Here is a 15830-nt window from a genome sequence, read left to right as displayed (position 1 = left end):
CATACACAGTGGAAGGGACCATGACGCAGGATTCCATCGACGATTCGTTCCGGCGGAAGCTCCAGCGGGAAATGGAGCGGTGGCGGGCCGACGGCCTGCTGTCGGAGGAGCAGCAGGAGCGGATCCTGGAGCGCTACCGGCACATCGAGGAAATCGAGCGAAAGGCCGGCTCCGGCCGGATGATCCAGACGATTTCCATCCTCGGCTCCATTCTCGTGGGGATCGGGGTGCTTCTCTTCATCGCCGCCAACTGGTCGGAGATCCCCCGCTTTGCCAAGCTCGGCATCATCTTCGTCTCGCTCCTGGCCAGCCACGGAACCGGCTACTGGCTCCGGCACGAAAAGAAGAGCTATCCCCGGGTGGGGGCCTCGCTGATCCTGCTCGGCTCCATCCTCTTCGGAGCGGGGATCTTCCTGATTGCCCAGATCTACAACATCACCGTGCATTACCCCAACGGCCCGCTCCTGTGGGGGCTGGGCATCCTGCCCCTGGCGTACCTGCTGCGCTTCCGGAGCGTCCTCCTGCTCTCCCTCCTGGCGCTCTCCCTGTGGCTGGGCATGGAGGCGAGCTTCCACGTTTCGGATCTTTTTCAACACGTCCCGATCATCGTCCTCTACTGGACGGCCGGCATGGCGGTCTGGGCGGTCGGCCTGGCCCACGGAGGGACGGCCTCGTTCCGCACGCTCTCCTTCCCGTATATCCTGGCGGGGATCCTGATGACCTACGGGGGGGCATTTCTCCTCACCTTCGACACGCGCGGGGAGAGCCTGGGAACGCCGGACCTGCTGCCGTTTTACCTGGGGATCCTGGTCCTGTTCGCCGGGGCGGCGTTCATGGCCGCCCGGAAAGGCGAACAGGATGCCGGCTGGAGGGCCGAACTGGCGGCGCTCGCCACGCTGACGGCCGGTCTCTGTCTCCTGGCGGCAACGGCCCCGGAACTGCCGGCCGGTCCGATCTTCCTGTCGCCGCGGCTGCTGTTCAACCTGCTCCTCGCCGCGGGCATCATCGGCCTGATCTGCCTCGGCTACATCCGCCGGCGGCCCCTGTACATCAACATCGGCCTCTTCTTTTTCGTCCTGGACGTGGCGGCGCGTTACGTGGACTTCTTCTGGAAGCTCCTGCCGAGATCGCTCTTCTTCATTGCCGGCGGATGCATTCTCCTGGCGGGCGGGGTGTTCCTGGAGCGGAAGCGGCGCTCCGTCCTGGAATCGTTCCAGGTCGGGGAGGATCTGCCATGAGGCTGAAATTCGCCGTCGTGATCCTCCTACAGGTCCTGATCCTGGTCGGAATCATCGGCTTCCGGGAATACCGGGTGGCCACGGGGGAGCGCATCCTCCTCCAGTCGGCCCCGGTCGATCCGCGGGACCTCTTCCGGGGCGATTACGTGACCCTCAGCTACGACGGGTCGACCATCGACCTCGACCGGGCGGGAATCCGCGGGATCGTCCGACGCAACGACCGGATCTGGACGGTTCTTCAGAAGGGTGACGACGGGACGTATCGCATGGCGTCCGCAAGCCCGACGGCTCCGCCGGGAGGAAAGTTCCTCCGGGGGCGGGTGACCCGCGTGAACGAGCGGGCTGTCCGCTACGAGGTCACGGTCCGGACGGACCACTCCGGCGAGCGCACCTTCGAGCCGCGCTGGTTTTCATTCCGCGAGGGGGATCGGGTGATCTTCTGCCTGGATCGAAGCGGCCGCGTCCAGACGACGATCCGGGAGAAGGAAGATGCCCGGTGCCGCGCGGGGGAGGCCCTGGCCGGGACGGTGACGTCCGTGAAGAGAATCCCCTTCCGCCAGGCGGCCGTCGAATACGGCATCGAGCACTATTTCGTAGAGGAAGGAAAGGGAAGGACCGTCGAGCAGGCAAGGAACGCCCGGGACCTCCGGGTGGAGGTGGCCCTCCGGGAAGACGGCCGGGGTCTGATCACGGGCCTGTTCCTCGACGGCCGACGGATTCCCTGAACACGGGACGGAGGACCCTCCTGTCCAGGCCGGGCGAGCCCCTGCCCTATTGCAGCGCCGTCTGGACGGCCCGGGCCAGGGCCTGGAGGGATGCGGGCTTCATGACGAAGACCCGGATCCCCATTCTCTTCGCCTCCTCCTCGCTGATCCGCTCGCTGAACCCGGTGGTCAGGATGATCGGGATATCGGGACGGATCTTCAGCATCTCCCGGGCCAGGTGGTCGCCGGTCATGTTCGGCATGGTCATGTCCGTGATCACCAGGTCGAAGCGGGCCGGGTTCGTACGGAACGCCTCCAGGGCGTCCAGGCTGCTCAGCCTCACTGAGACGTCGTATCCGAGGGAGGTGAGCATTTCCTGGCCCAGGGCGGCCAGGGGCTCCTCGTCATCGACCAGGAGAATGCGTCCCTTCCCCTGGGGAAGGGGACTCGCTTCCCCCCTGTCGCCCGCCTCGTCGGCCTCGACCAGCGGCAGGGTCACCGTGAAGACGGTCCCTTTCCCGGTCTCGCTCTCCACGGCGATGGCGCCCCCGTGATCCTTCACGATGCCGTATACCACGGACAGCCCGAGCCCGGTTCCCTCTCCCGGGACCTTGGTCGTGAAGAAGGGATCGAAAATCCGGTTCTTCACGGCAGGGTCGATACCCTGGCCCGTGTCTCTGACCGTCAGCACCAGGTGCGGCCCTTCCCTCAGATCCGAGTCGAAGAACGGATCGTAGACCGTCATGTCCTTCCGGCCGAGGCTCACCTCCAGGATCCCTTCCCTGTCTCGCATCGCGTAGATCGCATTGGTGCAGAGGTTGATGACCACCTGGTGGACCTGCGTGGGATCCGCGAGGACGATGTCCCTGTCGAGGCTGTAGTTCTGCTTGATCTCGACCGTGGAGGGGCAGGAGGACCGCATCAGCTTCATGGCCTCCTTCACGACGGGAATCACCGCAACGGGCTTTTTCTCCTGCTCCCGCTGGCGGCTGAAGGTGAGGATCTGGTTGACCAGGTCCCGGGAGCGGTTGCAGGCCTTCAGGACCTGGTCCAGGTAGGAGTGGATCTGCGGGTCGGCGGCCTTCAGCCTGGCCAGCTCCGTGTATCCCATCATGGCCCCGAGAATGTTGTTGAAATCGTGGGCGATTCCGCCGGCCAGCGTGCCGATGGCCTCCATTTTCTGGGCCTGGCGAAGCTTGGTCTCCAGCTTGACCTCCTCGGTGATGTCCCGCTTGAGGGAGATGAAGCCGGTGATGCGCTCCGACGAGCTGACAATGGGGCTGATGGTCGCGTCTTCCTGGATGAGCATCCCCTTCTTGTGCCGGTTCGTGATCCGACCCGTCCAGATCTCCCCCCGCTTGATGGTGCTCCAGAGCCTCTCGTAGAAGGCCCTGTCGTGGACGCCGCTCTTGACGAGCCGCGGGGTCCCGCCAATTGCCTCGTGCCTCGAGTAACCTGTGATCTTCTCGAAGGCCGGGTTGACGTACTCGATCATTCCCTCGGGATCCGTGATGATGATCTCCTCCGCGGCCTGCTCGAGGGCAAGGCTCAGGCGCTGAAGCACCTCCTCGTTGCGCTTGCGCTCCGTCACGTCGCGGACAATGGCTTGAACCAGCTTTCTTCCCTGGAGGTCGACGGCATGCAGGTTGATTTCCGCTTCCAGAATGGAACCGTCGCTGCGGACGTGCTGCCATTCATAGAACTGGGGGGTTCCCTCCTGGGCGGCCCTGATCCGCTCTCTTGCAACATCCTCGGACAGCCGGCCGTCCGGCTGGTATGCGGGGGAAGCAATGGAGAACGGTTGCCCCTGAACCCGCTCCTTCGACTCGATGTCGAACATCTCCAATGCCTTCTGGTTACAGTCGATGAAATGCTCCTCGTCCCAGAGAACGATGGCGTCGTTGGCCGATTCGAAGAGGATCCGAAACTTTTCCTCGCTGTCTTTCAGCATCTGCTCGGCGTTCTTCCGCTCCGTGATGTCCAGCAGCGTCCCGATAACGGCCGGCCTTCCCTTGTATATGGTTCGGGAACTGTAGACCTCGGCATGCCTGACCTCTCCGCTTTTCGTACAGATCCGGAAGTCATAGCGCAGGGATTTGATTTCCCCGGACATCCTCTTTGCCAGCATCTCGCTAACCAGCAAAAAATCTTCGGGATGGATGACGTCGTGGATCCCCACCCGGCCCGTGATCTCATCCGTTTCATAGCCGAAGATGCGGAGAAACTCCGAATTGACATACTGGAAGACATCATCCTGGATGAGATAGATGCCGACGATGGACTTCTCGGCTAGATCCCGGAACTTGCTCTCCGACTCCTGCAGGGCCTCGTCCATCCGCTTGCGGCTGTCGATGTCCGTGTGGGTGCCGATTGCCCGGAGCGGTTTGCCGTCTGGGGTCCAGGTCATGACCCGGCCCCGATCCAGGATCCACTTGTAGGAACCGTCCTTGCAGAGAAGGCGCTGCTCGCAGGTGTAAACCGGCGTCTCGCTCCGGAAGTGCCGCTCCAGCTCCCCGTGGGCCCGGGCCCGGTCGTCCGGATGGAGCAGCCGCTCCCACTCGTCCAGCGAATCCCCGATCTCGTCTTCCCCGTAGCCCAGCATGGCCTTCCACTGCCCGGAGTAGAGGACCGTTCCCGTCTGGACGTTCCAGTCCCAGATCCCGTCGCCCGCCCCCTCGATGGCGAACTGCCATCGCTCCTCGCTCTCCTTCAGCAGTCGCTGCGATTGACGGACCTCGCTGAAGTCGACGGCGACGCCCCGGAGGCCCCGGATGACCCCTTCCTCCTGGATGAATGAGGAAGATACGAACAGGGGGAACTCCTCCCCGCTCTTCCGGACGGCCGTGTACTCCGATCGCGTCTGGTTCAGTTCGCCTTTCAGCGCCCGGGCGATGTTTTCGGAGACCCGGGCGTGATCCGCCGGCGAGATGATCTTCAGGAAATGGATCCCCGAGGCGAAGTCCTTGTCGGTGTAGCCGAACAGGGAGAGCCCGAAACGGTTCATGTAAGTGAAGACGCCCTCCTGGTTCATCTCGAAGATCACCTGGGGCAAGAGATCCGCCAGGTCCCGGAAGCGGGCCTCGCTCTGCCTCAGTTTGTCCTCCATCTGCCGCTTTTCCGTCACGTCCCGGGCCGTGATCACCATGCCCTGCACGCCCGGCGCCTCGCTGAGATTGCTGCCGACGGCGGCCAGCCAGATCCAGGATCCGTCGGCCTTCCGGATCCGGAACTCCGTGGGCACCCCGGTGTTCTCGCTGCGGATCACCTCGCCAAAATCGTTGAAGACCGTCTCCAGGTCTTCCTCATGGATCAGCGGAAAGGGGCTGCCGCCGATGAAATGGCCGGGCGGATAGCCGAGGATCCGGGCCGTCGAGGGCGATTCGAACAGTACGTTCCCCTGGGCGTCCAGGACCATGATGATGTCCGACACGCTGTCCATCATCCGGTTGAACTGATCCCTGCTTTCACGGAGAGCAGCCTCGATCCGTTTCCGCTCCGTGATGTCCCGCACAAAGGCCAGGGAGGCGCTCCTCCCCTCATACTCGATGTCCATGGCGGACACCTCGCCGTCCATCACGGATCCGTCGGGCAGGGTCAGGCGGACTTCATAAATGGAGGGTACGGCCTTCCCTTCCTGCCGGAGCCGCTGGTACTCCCTCACCCGGGGGCGGTCCTCCTGGTGGATGAATTCGCCCAAGGGCGCGCCGATGAGATCCTGCCGGCTTCTCCCAAAAAGATCCAGGTGTCGGTCGTTGACGTAGACATACTTGCCGTCCTGGATGATCACCGTGAGATCGTCAGCCCTGTCGAGAGCCCTCCGGTAAATGCACGCATGCTCCCTGTGTGCGTCCTGTTCGGACAGCTTCTTCTCCAGCCCGGCGAGGCGGCACTCCTTATCCTTGAGTTCCTGGAGAAGCTGTTCTCTCGTCCTGTCGTCGGATCCCATGAGCAGACCTCTGAAAAACCATGTAATGCCGGTTCATCCGCTTCCGCCCCGGCACGGCGCCGGCATCGTTTCGACCGCGGGAAGACGGATCAAAACTTTGACGCTCCAAGCGGATTCTTGACTCCGCGGGGACACCTGCAGGCGTCCCCGCTGCAGGTCCATCCCGTCCCGACCGGGATCAGCAGGGCATCGCACGGCATCAGCTCCCTTGGAGCGAACGCATCCGAAATAATAATTTGCAAAAAAAAGGCCATGTCCCGAAGGAGCATGGCCTCTTGACCCGCAGGGGGCATTTCAGCGATCCGTTCAGAGCATCTCGAAGATGCCCGCGGCCCCCATCCCGCCGCCGATGCACATGGAAACGATGCCCCGCCTGGAGCCGCGGCGCTTCATCTCTGCCAGGAGCTGGGCCGTCAGCTTCGCCCCGGAGGCCCCGAGGGGATGACCCAGGGCGATGGCCCCGCCGTTGGGATTGATGTCGCCCGCCTTGAGCCGGTCCTCGATCCCCACCACCCGGATGCTGTAAAGGGCCTGGGAGGCGAAGGCCTCGTTGATCTCGAAGACGTCGATGTCCTTCGCCTTCAGCCCCGCCTGCTTCAGGACCTTGGGGATCGCCACGGCCGGGCCGATGCCCATCTCTTCGGGCGGGCAGCCGGCGACGGCGAAATTGGAGAGTTTCGCCAGGGGCTTCACGCCGATGGCCTTGGCCTTCTCCGCCGTCATGACCAGGGCGAAGGCCGCGCCGTCGGTCGTCTGGGACGAGTTGGCCGCCGTGACCGTCCCGCCGTTCTTGAAGGGGGACTTCAGCTTGGCCATGTCGGCCAGGCTGACGGGCCACCGGACGCCGTCGTCGGTGTCGAAGACGAAGGTCTCACGGACCCGCTCCCCGTCCTTCGTGACCTTGTAGCGGTAGGCCTGGATCGGGATGATTTCGCCTTTGAATTTTCCCGCCTTGATCGCCTCGTAGGCCCGGCGGTTGCTCTCCATGCCGAAGGCGTCCATGTCTTCCCGGGAGACCTTGTAGCGCTCGGCCACATTCTCCGCCGTCAACCCCATGGAGATGTAGACCCAGGGAAGGTCGGCGGGCCAGTCGAAGTTGGGCCGGAGCACGCCCCCGCCCATGGGGATGTGGGACATGGACTCACACCCCCCGGCAATGATGACCTCGGCCCAGCCGTTGTTGATCCTCGATGTCGCGTCGGCGATGGACTGGAGTCCCGAGGAGCAGAAGCGGTTGATGGTCATGCCGCAGACCGGCTCGGGGAGCCCGGCGCCGACAGCCAGGATCTTTCCCATCTGCATGCCCTGCTCCCCCTCGGGGAAGGCGCAGCCCACGATCACGTCGTCCACGTCGGCCGGGTCCAGGGATGGAACGCGGGCCATGAGGCCCTTGATGACCTGGATGCCGAACTCGTCGGCCCTCGTCCCCGCGAGGCCACCCCTTCTCGAACGCCCGCCGGCGCTCCGGACGGCTTCCACGATAACTGCTTCACCCATGATATTCCTCCTTCATAAGCGGCGGGAGGCGGCTCCCTCGAGCCGCGCCCCGATCATTTGATGGTTTAGTTGCGCAGGGGCTTTCCCGTCGTCAGCATGTGCATGATCCGGTCCTGGGTTTTCGACTCGCCGCAGAGGGAGAGGAACGCCTCCTTCTCCAGGTCCAGGATGTTCTGCTCCGTCACGAAGGTCCCCTCGGCGCAGTCGCCGCCCGAGAGGATGTGGGCGACCTTCTTGGCCACGTGGACGTCGTAGTCGGAGACGTAGTTCCCGTGCCGCATGTTGTAGAGGGCGGCGTTGGCAATGCCCCGCAGGCTCTCCCCCATGACGGGGATCAGGGCCGGCCGGGGCGGCTTGTAGTACCGGGCCATCCCCAGGACGAGTTCCTTGGCGTCCCAGAGGTGCTGGTCACGGTTCAGGCTGATGTTCTCGGTCTTGCGGATGTAGCCCAGGTCCATCGCCTCGGCGGCGCTGGTGGAGACTTTCGCCGTAGCGATGTTCTCGAAGGCCTTCGCGTAGAACTGCTGGAGGTTGAGTCCGCCCTCCACGACGCCCGTCGGGAGGCCCTCGGTGAGGCGCAGAGCCGTCTCCTTGCAGCCGCCGCCGGCGGGAATGACGCCGACGCCGACCTCGACCAGGCCCATGTAAGTCTCGCCGCAGGGCTGGCACCGGGCGCCGTGCATGGCGATCTCGCACCCGCCGCCCAGGGCCAGGCCCGCCGGGGCGGTGACCACGGGCTTCGAGAGATACTTCATGCGCATCAGGGCGCTCTGGATGCCCGTGATGGAGTCCTCCACGAAGTCCCAGGCGCCGCGCTGGATGGCGATCAGGACCTTGAAGACATTGGCGCCGGCGGAGAAGGCCCGGGGATCGTGGTTGCCCACGACCATGCCGAGGAAGTCCTTCTCGACGATGTCGCAGCCCTCGGTGAGCATGTGGATCATCAGGTCGTCGATGGCGTTCATCTTGCTGTGGAACTCGAGGCAGACCACGCCGTCGCCCATGTCCACCAGGCTCGCGCTGCCGTTCGACCGGATGACCTTCTGCCGCTCCTTCAGGGCGGGCAGGAGGATGATCTTCGGGTTTTCCTCGAACTTCACATAGCCCTTCTTGTCGAAGTCGTAATAGTACAGGCCGTCCTCCTTCTTCAGGTAGAAGGACTCGCAGCCCGCCTTGAGCATCTCCTCGATCTTCTTGGGCACCTTTTTCTTCAGCTTCTTCATCACCTCGACGGACTCGCGCACGCCGACAGCGTCCCAGGACTCGAAGGGACCCAGCTTCTGGTTGTAGCCCCACTTCATGGCGTTGTCGATTTCCAGGACCCGGTCCGCGATCTCGGGAATCCGGTTGGCCGCGTAGATGAAGTTGTTGCAGAGGAACTCGCGGACGAACTCCGCCGCGGCGTCCTTGCCGTTGAAGAGGACCTTCATCTTTTCGGCCGTCTCTCCCTCGGCCTTGTTGGCCGCGGAGACGGACGCGAAGGATACCTTGGCGGGGGCGCCGTACTCCAGCGTCTTCCAGTCGACGACCAGTTTCTGCTTCTTACCCCGTTCGTCCTTCGTCTTTTTGTACATGCCCTGCTTGGTCTTGTTGCCGAGCCACTTCTTCTCCATCATGGCCGTCAACCAGTCGGGGGGCAGGAACCAGTCGCGCATCTCATCGTCCGGGACGGCCTCGTAGAGGTTCTTCATGACGTGGTGGCCCGTGTCGAGGCCCACGAGATCCATGGTTCCGAAGATGGCCGTGCCGGGGCGGCCCATGGCCTTGCCGAAGATGGCATCGATCGCCTCCACCTTCATGTCCTTCTCGATCATGAGGTGGATGACGTTGGAGATGTCGAACAGGCCGATGCGGTTCCCGATGAAGTTGGGTGTGTCCTTGCAGATGACCACGCCCTTTCCGAGGACGTCCTCGCAGAAGCGCGTCATGAAATCGACGACGTCCTTCTTCGTCTCCTTGCCCGGGATGATCTCCAGGAGCTTCATGTACCGGGGCGGGTTGAAGAAGTGGGTCCCCAGGAAGCGCTCCTTCATTTTGGGGCTGAACTTCGCCGTGATGTCCCGGATGGGGATCCCGGAGGTGTTCGTCGAGATGATGCAGTCCGGCTTCAGGTATTTCTCGATTTTGGCGAAGAGCTCCTGCTTGATCTTCAGGTTCTCCACAACGACCTCGCAGACCCAGTCGACGTCGGCCAGGAGACTCAGGTTGTCCTCCAGGTTTCCGATCTTGATCATGGAGGCGTTTTTCTTCGCGAAGAAGGCCGCCGGCTTGGCCTTGGTGACGCCGGCCAGGCCGTTCGCGGCGAAGCGGTTCCGCCAGGCGGGGCTCTTTTCGGTGAGGCCCTTGGCCTTGTCCGCGTCGGTCAGCTCGAAGGGAACGATGTCCAACAGGACGCACTCGATCCCCGCATTGGTCAGGTGGGCCGCGATGGTGGCTCCCATCACGCCGGCGCCGAGAACTGCCGCTTTCTTGATCTGGTAAGACATGGTTTCTCTCCTCTGGTGGTGATCTCCCGAAGGGCGCCGCCGTATGCCGTCTCTGGTCGCGGCGGCGCCCGTCGCAGTTTGTGTGGGAAAACAAGTCCGATTCATTTTTTTTTATGGTGCGAAAACGAATGCGAACTGCTTTTTTTGCCGCCTATACCGAAAAGGACTCGTCGGCGATCTCGAGGGCGATCTTGTCGCCGATCTTGATGGCCTCGCACCGCCCTTTGATGGTCGGCAGGATCTCCGAGGCGAAGAACTTCGCGCTGGCGATCTTCCCGGTGTAGAAGGCCACATCCCGGTTCTCGCGAACAAGGGCGCGCTGCCGGCCCTTCGATTTCTCCGCTCCCGCCTCCGCGTAGATCGTCTTGAGCTTCTCCTCGGCGATGGAAGCGGCCTGCAGGAGGAAGTGCCCCGTCACCACGTCGCCCATGATGTCCAGGAACGGCGACGCATAAAGAACGGGGATCAGGAAACTGCCGCTCTTGCCGAGGGAGGCGAAGGTCATCGTCAGCTCCATCAGGGCATTCATGGCCTCTTCCAGCCTGCCCGCATAGGGCTTCAGGTCCTCGCTGCCCTTCGCTTTCGCGACCGTGGCGCCCATCTCGCCCAGCAGGTTCATCATGTTGGCGCCCTTGCGCATGCCCAGCTTCCGGCCCACGAGGTCCAGGGACTGGATCCCGTTGGTCCCCTCGTAGATGCTGGCGATCTTGCAGTCCCGCAGGTACTGCTCCACCGGGTATTCCTGGCAGTAGCCGTAGCCGCCGTACACGTCGATGCCCTTGCCGCAGACCTCGAAGCCGCGGTCGGAGGAGTAGGCCTTGCAGATCGGCGTCAGGAGCTCCACGAAGCCCTGCCACTTATCCTTTTCCGCTTCCGTCTCGGCCACTTCCACCCGGTCCATGCAGGCGGCGGTGAAGTAGTTCAGCGCCCGGAGCCCCTCCACGTAGGCCTTCATCCACAGCAGGTCGCGCCGGACGTCGGGGTGCTCGATGATGGCGACGGCCTTGGCTTCGGGGTTCTTCATCTCCCAGACCGGGGTGCTCTGGATCCGCTCCTTGGCGTACGCGACGGCGTGCTCCAGGGAGGCGGAGGCGTGGCCGAGGCCCTGCATGCCAACCTCGAGGCGTGCCTCGTTCATCATGTGAAACATGATCCGCATCCCCTCCCGCTCCTTGCCGAGAAGCTCGCCGATGCACTTTCCGTCCTCGCCGAAGTTCAGGGTGCAGGTGGCGTTGCCCTTGAGGCCCATCTTGTGCTCGACGTTGCCCGTGTTGACGTCGTTGGGCTCCCCGAGGCTGCCGTCGGTATTGACGCGGTATTTCGGCACGATGAAGATCGATATGCCCCGCGTCCCCGGGGGATCCCCCTCGATCCGGGCCAGGACGGGATGGACGATGTTCGGGGCCAGGTCATGGTCCCCCGCGGAGATGAAGCACTTGGTCCCGGTGATGCTGAACGTTCCGTCGGGATTCCGGCGGGCCGTGGTCTTCAGGGCGCCGACGTCGCTGCCGGCACCCGGCTCGGTGAGGCACATGGTGCCGCACCACTCCCCGGCGAACATCTTGAGCATGTACTTGTTCCTCTGCTCTTCCGTCCCGAAGCGCTCGATGAGGCCCGCCGCCCCGAAGGTGAGGCCGCTGTACATCAGGAAGGCGATGTTGGCCGCGGCGAACACCTCCGTCAGGGCCGTGCCCACGGAGATCGGCAGGCCCTGGCCGCCGACGTCGGGAGACTTGGTGGGGCAGAGCCAGCCGGCCTCGACGAACTTCCGGAATGCAGGCTTGAACGACGCCGGCGTCGTCACCTTGCCGTCCTTCAAGTGGCAGCCTTCCTTGTCTCCTTCCACGTAGGTGGGAAGAATGGTGTTGACGGCCATCTTCTCCGCCTCGTTGAGCATCATCAGGATGTCGTCGCTGGAAAAATCCTTGAACTTCTCGCTTGCGAACAGCCTGTCGATCCCGAGCTGCTCGAAGAGCACAAACTGCTGATCCCTCATGCTCACCAGTGAATTGCCCATGATTCAGGAACCTCCTCTTTCGTAAAAATGGTTTTCCGGTTTGATCGCGTCCCGGAGCCGCCGGTCCGCCGGTCTCAGCGCGGGACCCGCGGATTGTCCCCTGCTGCTGCAGGATGCCCCGGTGACTCCCTTTTCAGTCCTTCGATGAACACACCCAGCATGGCGTGAATGGTGGACAGGATGCGGTCCCTCCTTCCGTACTCCGGTCCCGTGTACAGGTGCAGCGATATGGCCCCGTTCAGGAGAGCCCAGGCGGCGTTGCGGATCGCCCGCAGCCGGAGCCCCGGGTGGAACTCACCCCTGTCGATGCCGTGGCGGAAGATCCTCTCGATGCCGTCGGCGGCGGAATTGGTCGTCCGGATCAACTGCCGGTTGAGGTCCGAAGAAGACTCCCGCTGGTCGCTGTGAAGCATGAACGTCATCAGGATCCTAAACAGCTCGGGCTCGGCGAGGAAGAAATCGACATAGAGGTCGGCGGTTTTCCGGAGAATCGCCGACGCCTCGCCTCCCTCGTCGAAGATCGCGTCGATTTTCGTCCGGAATTTTCCGATCTCCACGAGCAGGATGTGGGTGTAGATCTCTTCTTTCCCGGAGAAGTAGAGGTAGATGGACCCCTTGCTGAACTCGGCCTTCCTGGCGATGCTCTCCACCGTGACGTTCTTGAAGCCCTTTTCCAGGAACAGCTTTCGGGCCGTCTTGAGGATGGCGTTTCTGCGGCTGTCTTTCTCCCGTTGTCGTCTTTCTTCGAATCCCATGACGGCTTTCCGGAACCCGGGACAGGCGGTTCGCATGCAGGTTGCGGCAGGTGGACGTCGCGGCGGCTTCCGCGGTGATCAGGATATTTTTTGCAAGAGGGGTGCCAACCGGCGGTCATGTTCTATCGATAGGATTTCACTTATGATTCGGATTTGCCGTTTCCGATTGCGGCCTCCGTTGCACCAAATGTTGCGCAGCCGCCGCAACATGTTGAGTGCCGGATGACGGGATTGCACATCCTATGAATTTTCAGAAGGGGAATCGTGGCCGATTTTTCGCCGGATCGGCGATTCGGCCGGAGGGCCGGGCTTCAAGGCGCCGGCCGGACGCCGGAGGCGGGATCCGCTTCCGGTGTCCGGCTTTCTGGAGGGAGCTCAGGCAAGGACGATCAGGGCGTCCACGACAACGGGGTCTTTCCCGGAGAGGATCACGGGATTCAGGTCGATCTCCTGGACGGATTCGAAATCGAGCCCGATCCGTCCCAGCCGGATCAGCATGTCGGCGAGGCGGTCGCGGTCCGCCGCCTCCATGCCCCGGACTGCGTCGAGGATCGCGCGGGCCCGGATCTCCTGCATCATCGCCTCGGCATCCTCCCTATCGAAAGGGGCCTTGCGGAAGACGATGTCCCGGAGGATCTCCGTGAAAATGCCGCCGAGGCCGAACATGACGCAGGGCCCGAACTGGCTGTCCCGGGTCATTCCCATGACGAGCTCCCGTCGCCCCTTGACCATCTCCTGGACCAGGACACCGCCCGCGTGCCCGGCCATGCCGTGCCGGATCTCCCGGAAGGCCGCCTGGGCCTCCGCTTTCGTCCGGATGTCCACACGGATCAGGCCCTTTTCCGTCTTGTGGGCGATCTCGGAGGAGCAGCCCTTCATCACCAGCGGATATCCGATCTCCGCCGCCGCTTGCGGAACATCGTTCTCATGGTCCACGAGGACCTCCCGGGTCACGGGAATCCCGCAGGCCTTGAGAATCTGTTTTGACTCGTACTCCGACAGGACCTTGCGCCCCTTGCCGAGGGCGCCCTCGAGGATCTTCACAGCCTGCTCCCGGTTCATGACGCCACCCCCTTCCCGTAATAGCGCCCATAAAATCGATTGACATGCCCGACGGCCCGCATGACCTCCCCGGTTTCGTCAAAGACGGGCACTCCCTTCTCCAGGAGGGCCTGCCGGACTTTCGCATGAACCTCCACGACGTCCATGTCGGGCAGACCCCGCTTCGCGTTCGGCAGGACGACGGCGACGGGCTTGCCCGTCTCCGCGGCCACGGAGTGCAGCCGGTCGGCCAGTTCCCGGTAGGGAAACGCTTCCTCGATCGCTTTCCCCTGGTCCAGGGCCAGTCCTTTGAAATGGTGGGCCAGCAGGATCAGAACCTGGAGGTCGATCCGGCCGTCCCCGGCGGCGGCGCGGAACACCTTCTCCAGGAGTGCCGGGGGCGTATAGGGGTTCGCCACGTCGATGGGATTCGCCCCGCTGGCCCCGGACTTGGGCAGTAGGGATTCGACCTGGTTTCTTGCCTCCGCCCCCAGGGGCGGGACCTCAAGACCGAAGGCTTCCGCGGCGTCGCAGGCGGCGATGCCCAGGGCCCCTCCCCCGCCGGTGAAGGACAGGCCCCGGTAGGCCCTGCCGGGGAGCATAGAAAAGGCCAGGCAGGCCTGGGCCATCTCCTGCAGGTCCCGGACCTGGACCGCCCCGGCCTGCCGGAGGACCGACTCCCAGATGACCCGGCTCCCGCCCAGGGACGCCGTGTGGCTGACCACGGCCCGGCCGCCCGCCGACGACAGGCCTCCCTTGAGGATCACGACGGGCTTCCTCCCGGCGGCGAATTTCAGCGCCTCCAGGAACTCGTCGCCGTCCCGGACACCCTCCACGTACATGGCGATGACCCCGGTCTCCGGGTCTTCGCCCAGGTAGCGCAGGAGCTCCGCCTCCCGGAGGTCCGCTCCGTTCCCGAAGCTGACGACCTTGCTGAAGCGCAGTCCCGTCCACATGCCTGTCATCATGAAGTCGCTGGCCAGGCCGCCGCTCTGGGACAGGAAGGCGACGGGACCGCTCTCCCGGGACAGGTCCGGATTCGGGAAGAACGTGAGGCCGCTCTTCGGGCAGTAGATGCCGAAGCAGTTGGGCCCGATCACCCGGATTCCCGAATCGGCGATCCGCCGGACCTCCTCCTCCCGGGCGATTCCCTCAGCGGTTCCCAGCTCCCGGAACCCGGAGGTGATGATGACGGCCCCGGCGGCCCCCTTCTGGCGGCCCGCCTCGAGGATCGGGAGGACCGCCTCCGCGGCCACGGCGATGACGATCAGGTCCAGTTCACCGGGAATGTCCTCGACGTTTTTATAAATGCTCAGCCCGGCGATCTCCCCGCCCTTCGGGTTGACGGGGAAGACCTCCCCCTCGAAGCCCATGGCCAGGAGAGACGTCAGGTACCGCGTGCCGAAGCCGATGCCGCCGCCGGGCGAGACCCCCGCCACGGCCACCCGGCGCGGATGGAAGATCCGCTCGTAGTCCGTTCCATCCGCCAGGACCGCTTCCCGATCCGCAATGCTGGAGGAACTGCCGTTTTCCGTTCTCATGCCGCCTCCTTTCCGTGTCCCGTTTTCCGCACGGTCATTTATCTTGCATACAATCTTTCATGGCGAAGCCGTTCAACGCCACAGGTCCTTCAGCATCCGCTCCAGGAGCAGCCTCTCCTCCGGCTTGAAAACGGAAAGGACCTCCCGGTTCATGGCCTCGACGTCTTTCAACATGGCGTCTTTGATACCCAGGGCCTTCTGTGTCAGGTGGAGGTTCGTGACCCTCCTGTCCCCGTCGGGGGTGCTCCGGACGAGCCAGCCGCTGTCCTGCAGCCGGTCCAGGACGCCCGACAGGGTGGCACTGTCCAGGACGAGCCGCCTCCCGATCTCCCCGACCGGGAGCCCCTCGTCTTCAAACAGGGCCGTGAGAACAAGGGACTGCATGGGCGTCAGGCCGTAGCGCTGGAACATGGGCTTGAAGCGGCTGTGGACCCGCTGGTTGGCCTTCGCCAGGATGAACAGGATCACATGTTCGTATGACACGGAACGGCCTCCTTTACTTATCTTGTATACGAGATATAGAAATCCTTCCCTTCCGTCAAGCACGAAAAACGGGTCCAGTCCGTTTTGCCGTGCAGCATCATGAACAGGACCCGTTTTTTCCG

10 protein-coding genes are annotated in these 15830 nt (G+C 63.6%); 2 read left to right on the top strand and 8 right to left on the bottom strand.

What is annotated here, in order from left to right; all coding sequences use genetic code 11:
• Window positions 1-20: 20 nt before the first annotated feature.
• Complete coding sequence (locus PLO63_10465) at window positions 21-1238, top strand: DUF2157 domain-containing protein (GenBank protein ID HOI74560.1); 1218 nt, start codon at window positions 21-23, stop codon at window positions 1236-1238.
• Window positions 1235-1963, top strand: a complete 729-nt coding sequence (locus PLO63_10460; protein HOI74559.1) for a GDYXXLXY domain-containing protein — start codon at window positions 1235-1237, stop codon at window positions 1961-1963. Before PLO63_10465 ends, PLO63_10460 begins: the two co-directional genes overlap by 4 nt.
• Window positions 1964-2009: 46 nt before the next feature.
• Here PLO63_10460 and PLO63_10455 read toward each other — a convergent pair whose 3' ends face one another.
• The 8 genes from PLO63_10455 to PLO63_10420 form a co-directional block, all read right to left on the bottom strand.
• Complete coding sequence (locus PLO63_10455; GenBank protein ID HOI74558.1) at window positions 2010-5888, bottom strand: PAS domain S-box protein; 3879 nt, start codon at window positions 5886-5888, stop codon at window positions 2010-2012.
• Between the two features lie 306 nt (window positions 5889-6194).
• A complete protein-coding gene (locus PLO63_10450; protein HOI74557.1) occupies window positions 6195-7385 on the bottom strand; it encodes a thiolase family protein in 1191 nt (396 codons plus the stop codon).
• A gap of 65 nt (window positions 7386-7450) precedes the next feature.
• Window positions 7451-9871 (bottom strand): 3-hydroxyacyl-CoA dehydrogenase/enoyl-CoA hydratase family protein, encoded by a 2421-nt coding sequence (locus PLO63_10445; protein ID HOI74556.1) that lies wholly within the window; start codon window positions 9869-9871, stop codon window positions 7451-7453.
• A 151-nt stretch (window positions 9872-10022) separates the two neighbouring features.
• The gene (locus PLO63_10440) at window positions 10023-11888 is read right to left on the bottom strand and encodes an acyl-CoA dehydrogenase (protein ID HOI74555.1); all 1866 of its coding nucleotides are present in this window, start codon (window positions 11886-11888) and stop codon (window positions 10023-10025) included.
• Window positions 11889-11962: 74 nt separating this feature from the next.
• Complete coding sequence (locus tag PLO63_10435; protein ID HOI74554.1) at window positions 11963-12643, bottom strand: TetR/AcrR family transcriptional regulator; 681 nt, start codon at window positions 12641-12643, stop codon at window positions 11963-11965.
• 375 nt (window positions 12644-13018) lie between these two features.
• A complete protein-coding gene (locus PLO63_10430; GenBank protein ID HOI74553.1) occupies window positions 13019-13705 on the bottom strand; it encodes an acetate--CoA ligase family protein in 687 nt (228 codons plus the stop codon).
• On the bottom strand, window positions 13702-15225 hold the full coding sequence (locus PLO63_10425; GenBank protein HOI74552.1) for a CoA-binding protein: 1524 nt from the start codon (window positions 15223-15225) through the stop codon (window positions 13702-13704). Before PLO63_10425 ends, PLO63_10430 begins: the two co-directional genes overlap by 4 nt.
• A gap of 72 nt (window positions 15226-15297) precedes the next feature.
• Window positions 15298-15708 carry a MarR family transcriptional regulator gene (locus tag PLO63_10420; GenBank protein ID HOI74551.1) on the bottom strand — a complete coding sequence of 137 codons (411 nt, stop codon included), beginning with the start codon at window positions 15706-15708 and terminating at the stop codon, window positions 15298-15300.
• Window positions 15709-15830 lie beyond the last annotated feature (122 nt).

This window comes from Syntrophales bacterium (assembly GCA_035363115.1).
Classification (GTDB): Bacteria; Desulfobacterota; Syntrophia; order Syntrophales; family PHBD01; genus PHBD01.
The sequence above is the reverse complement of the archived record's forward strand: the minus strand, read 5'-3'. Positions and strand labels throughout refer to the sequence as shown.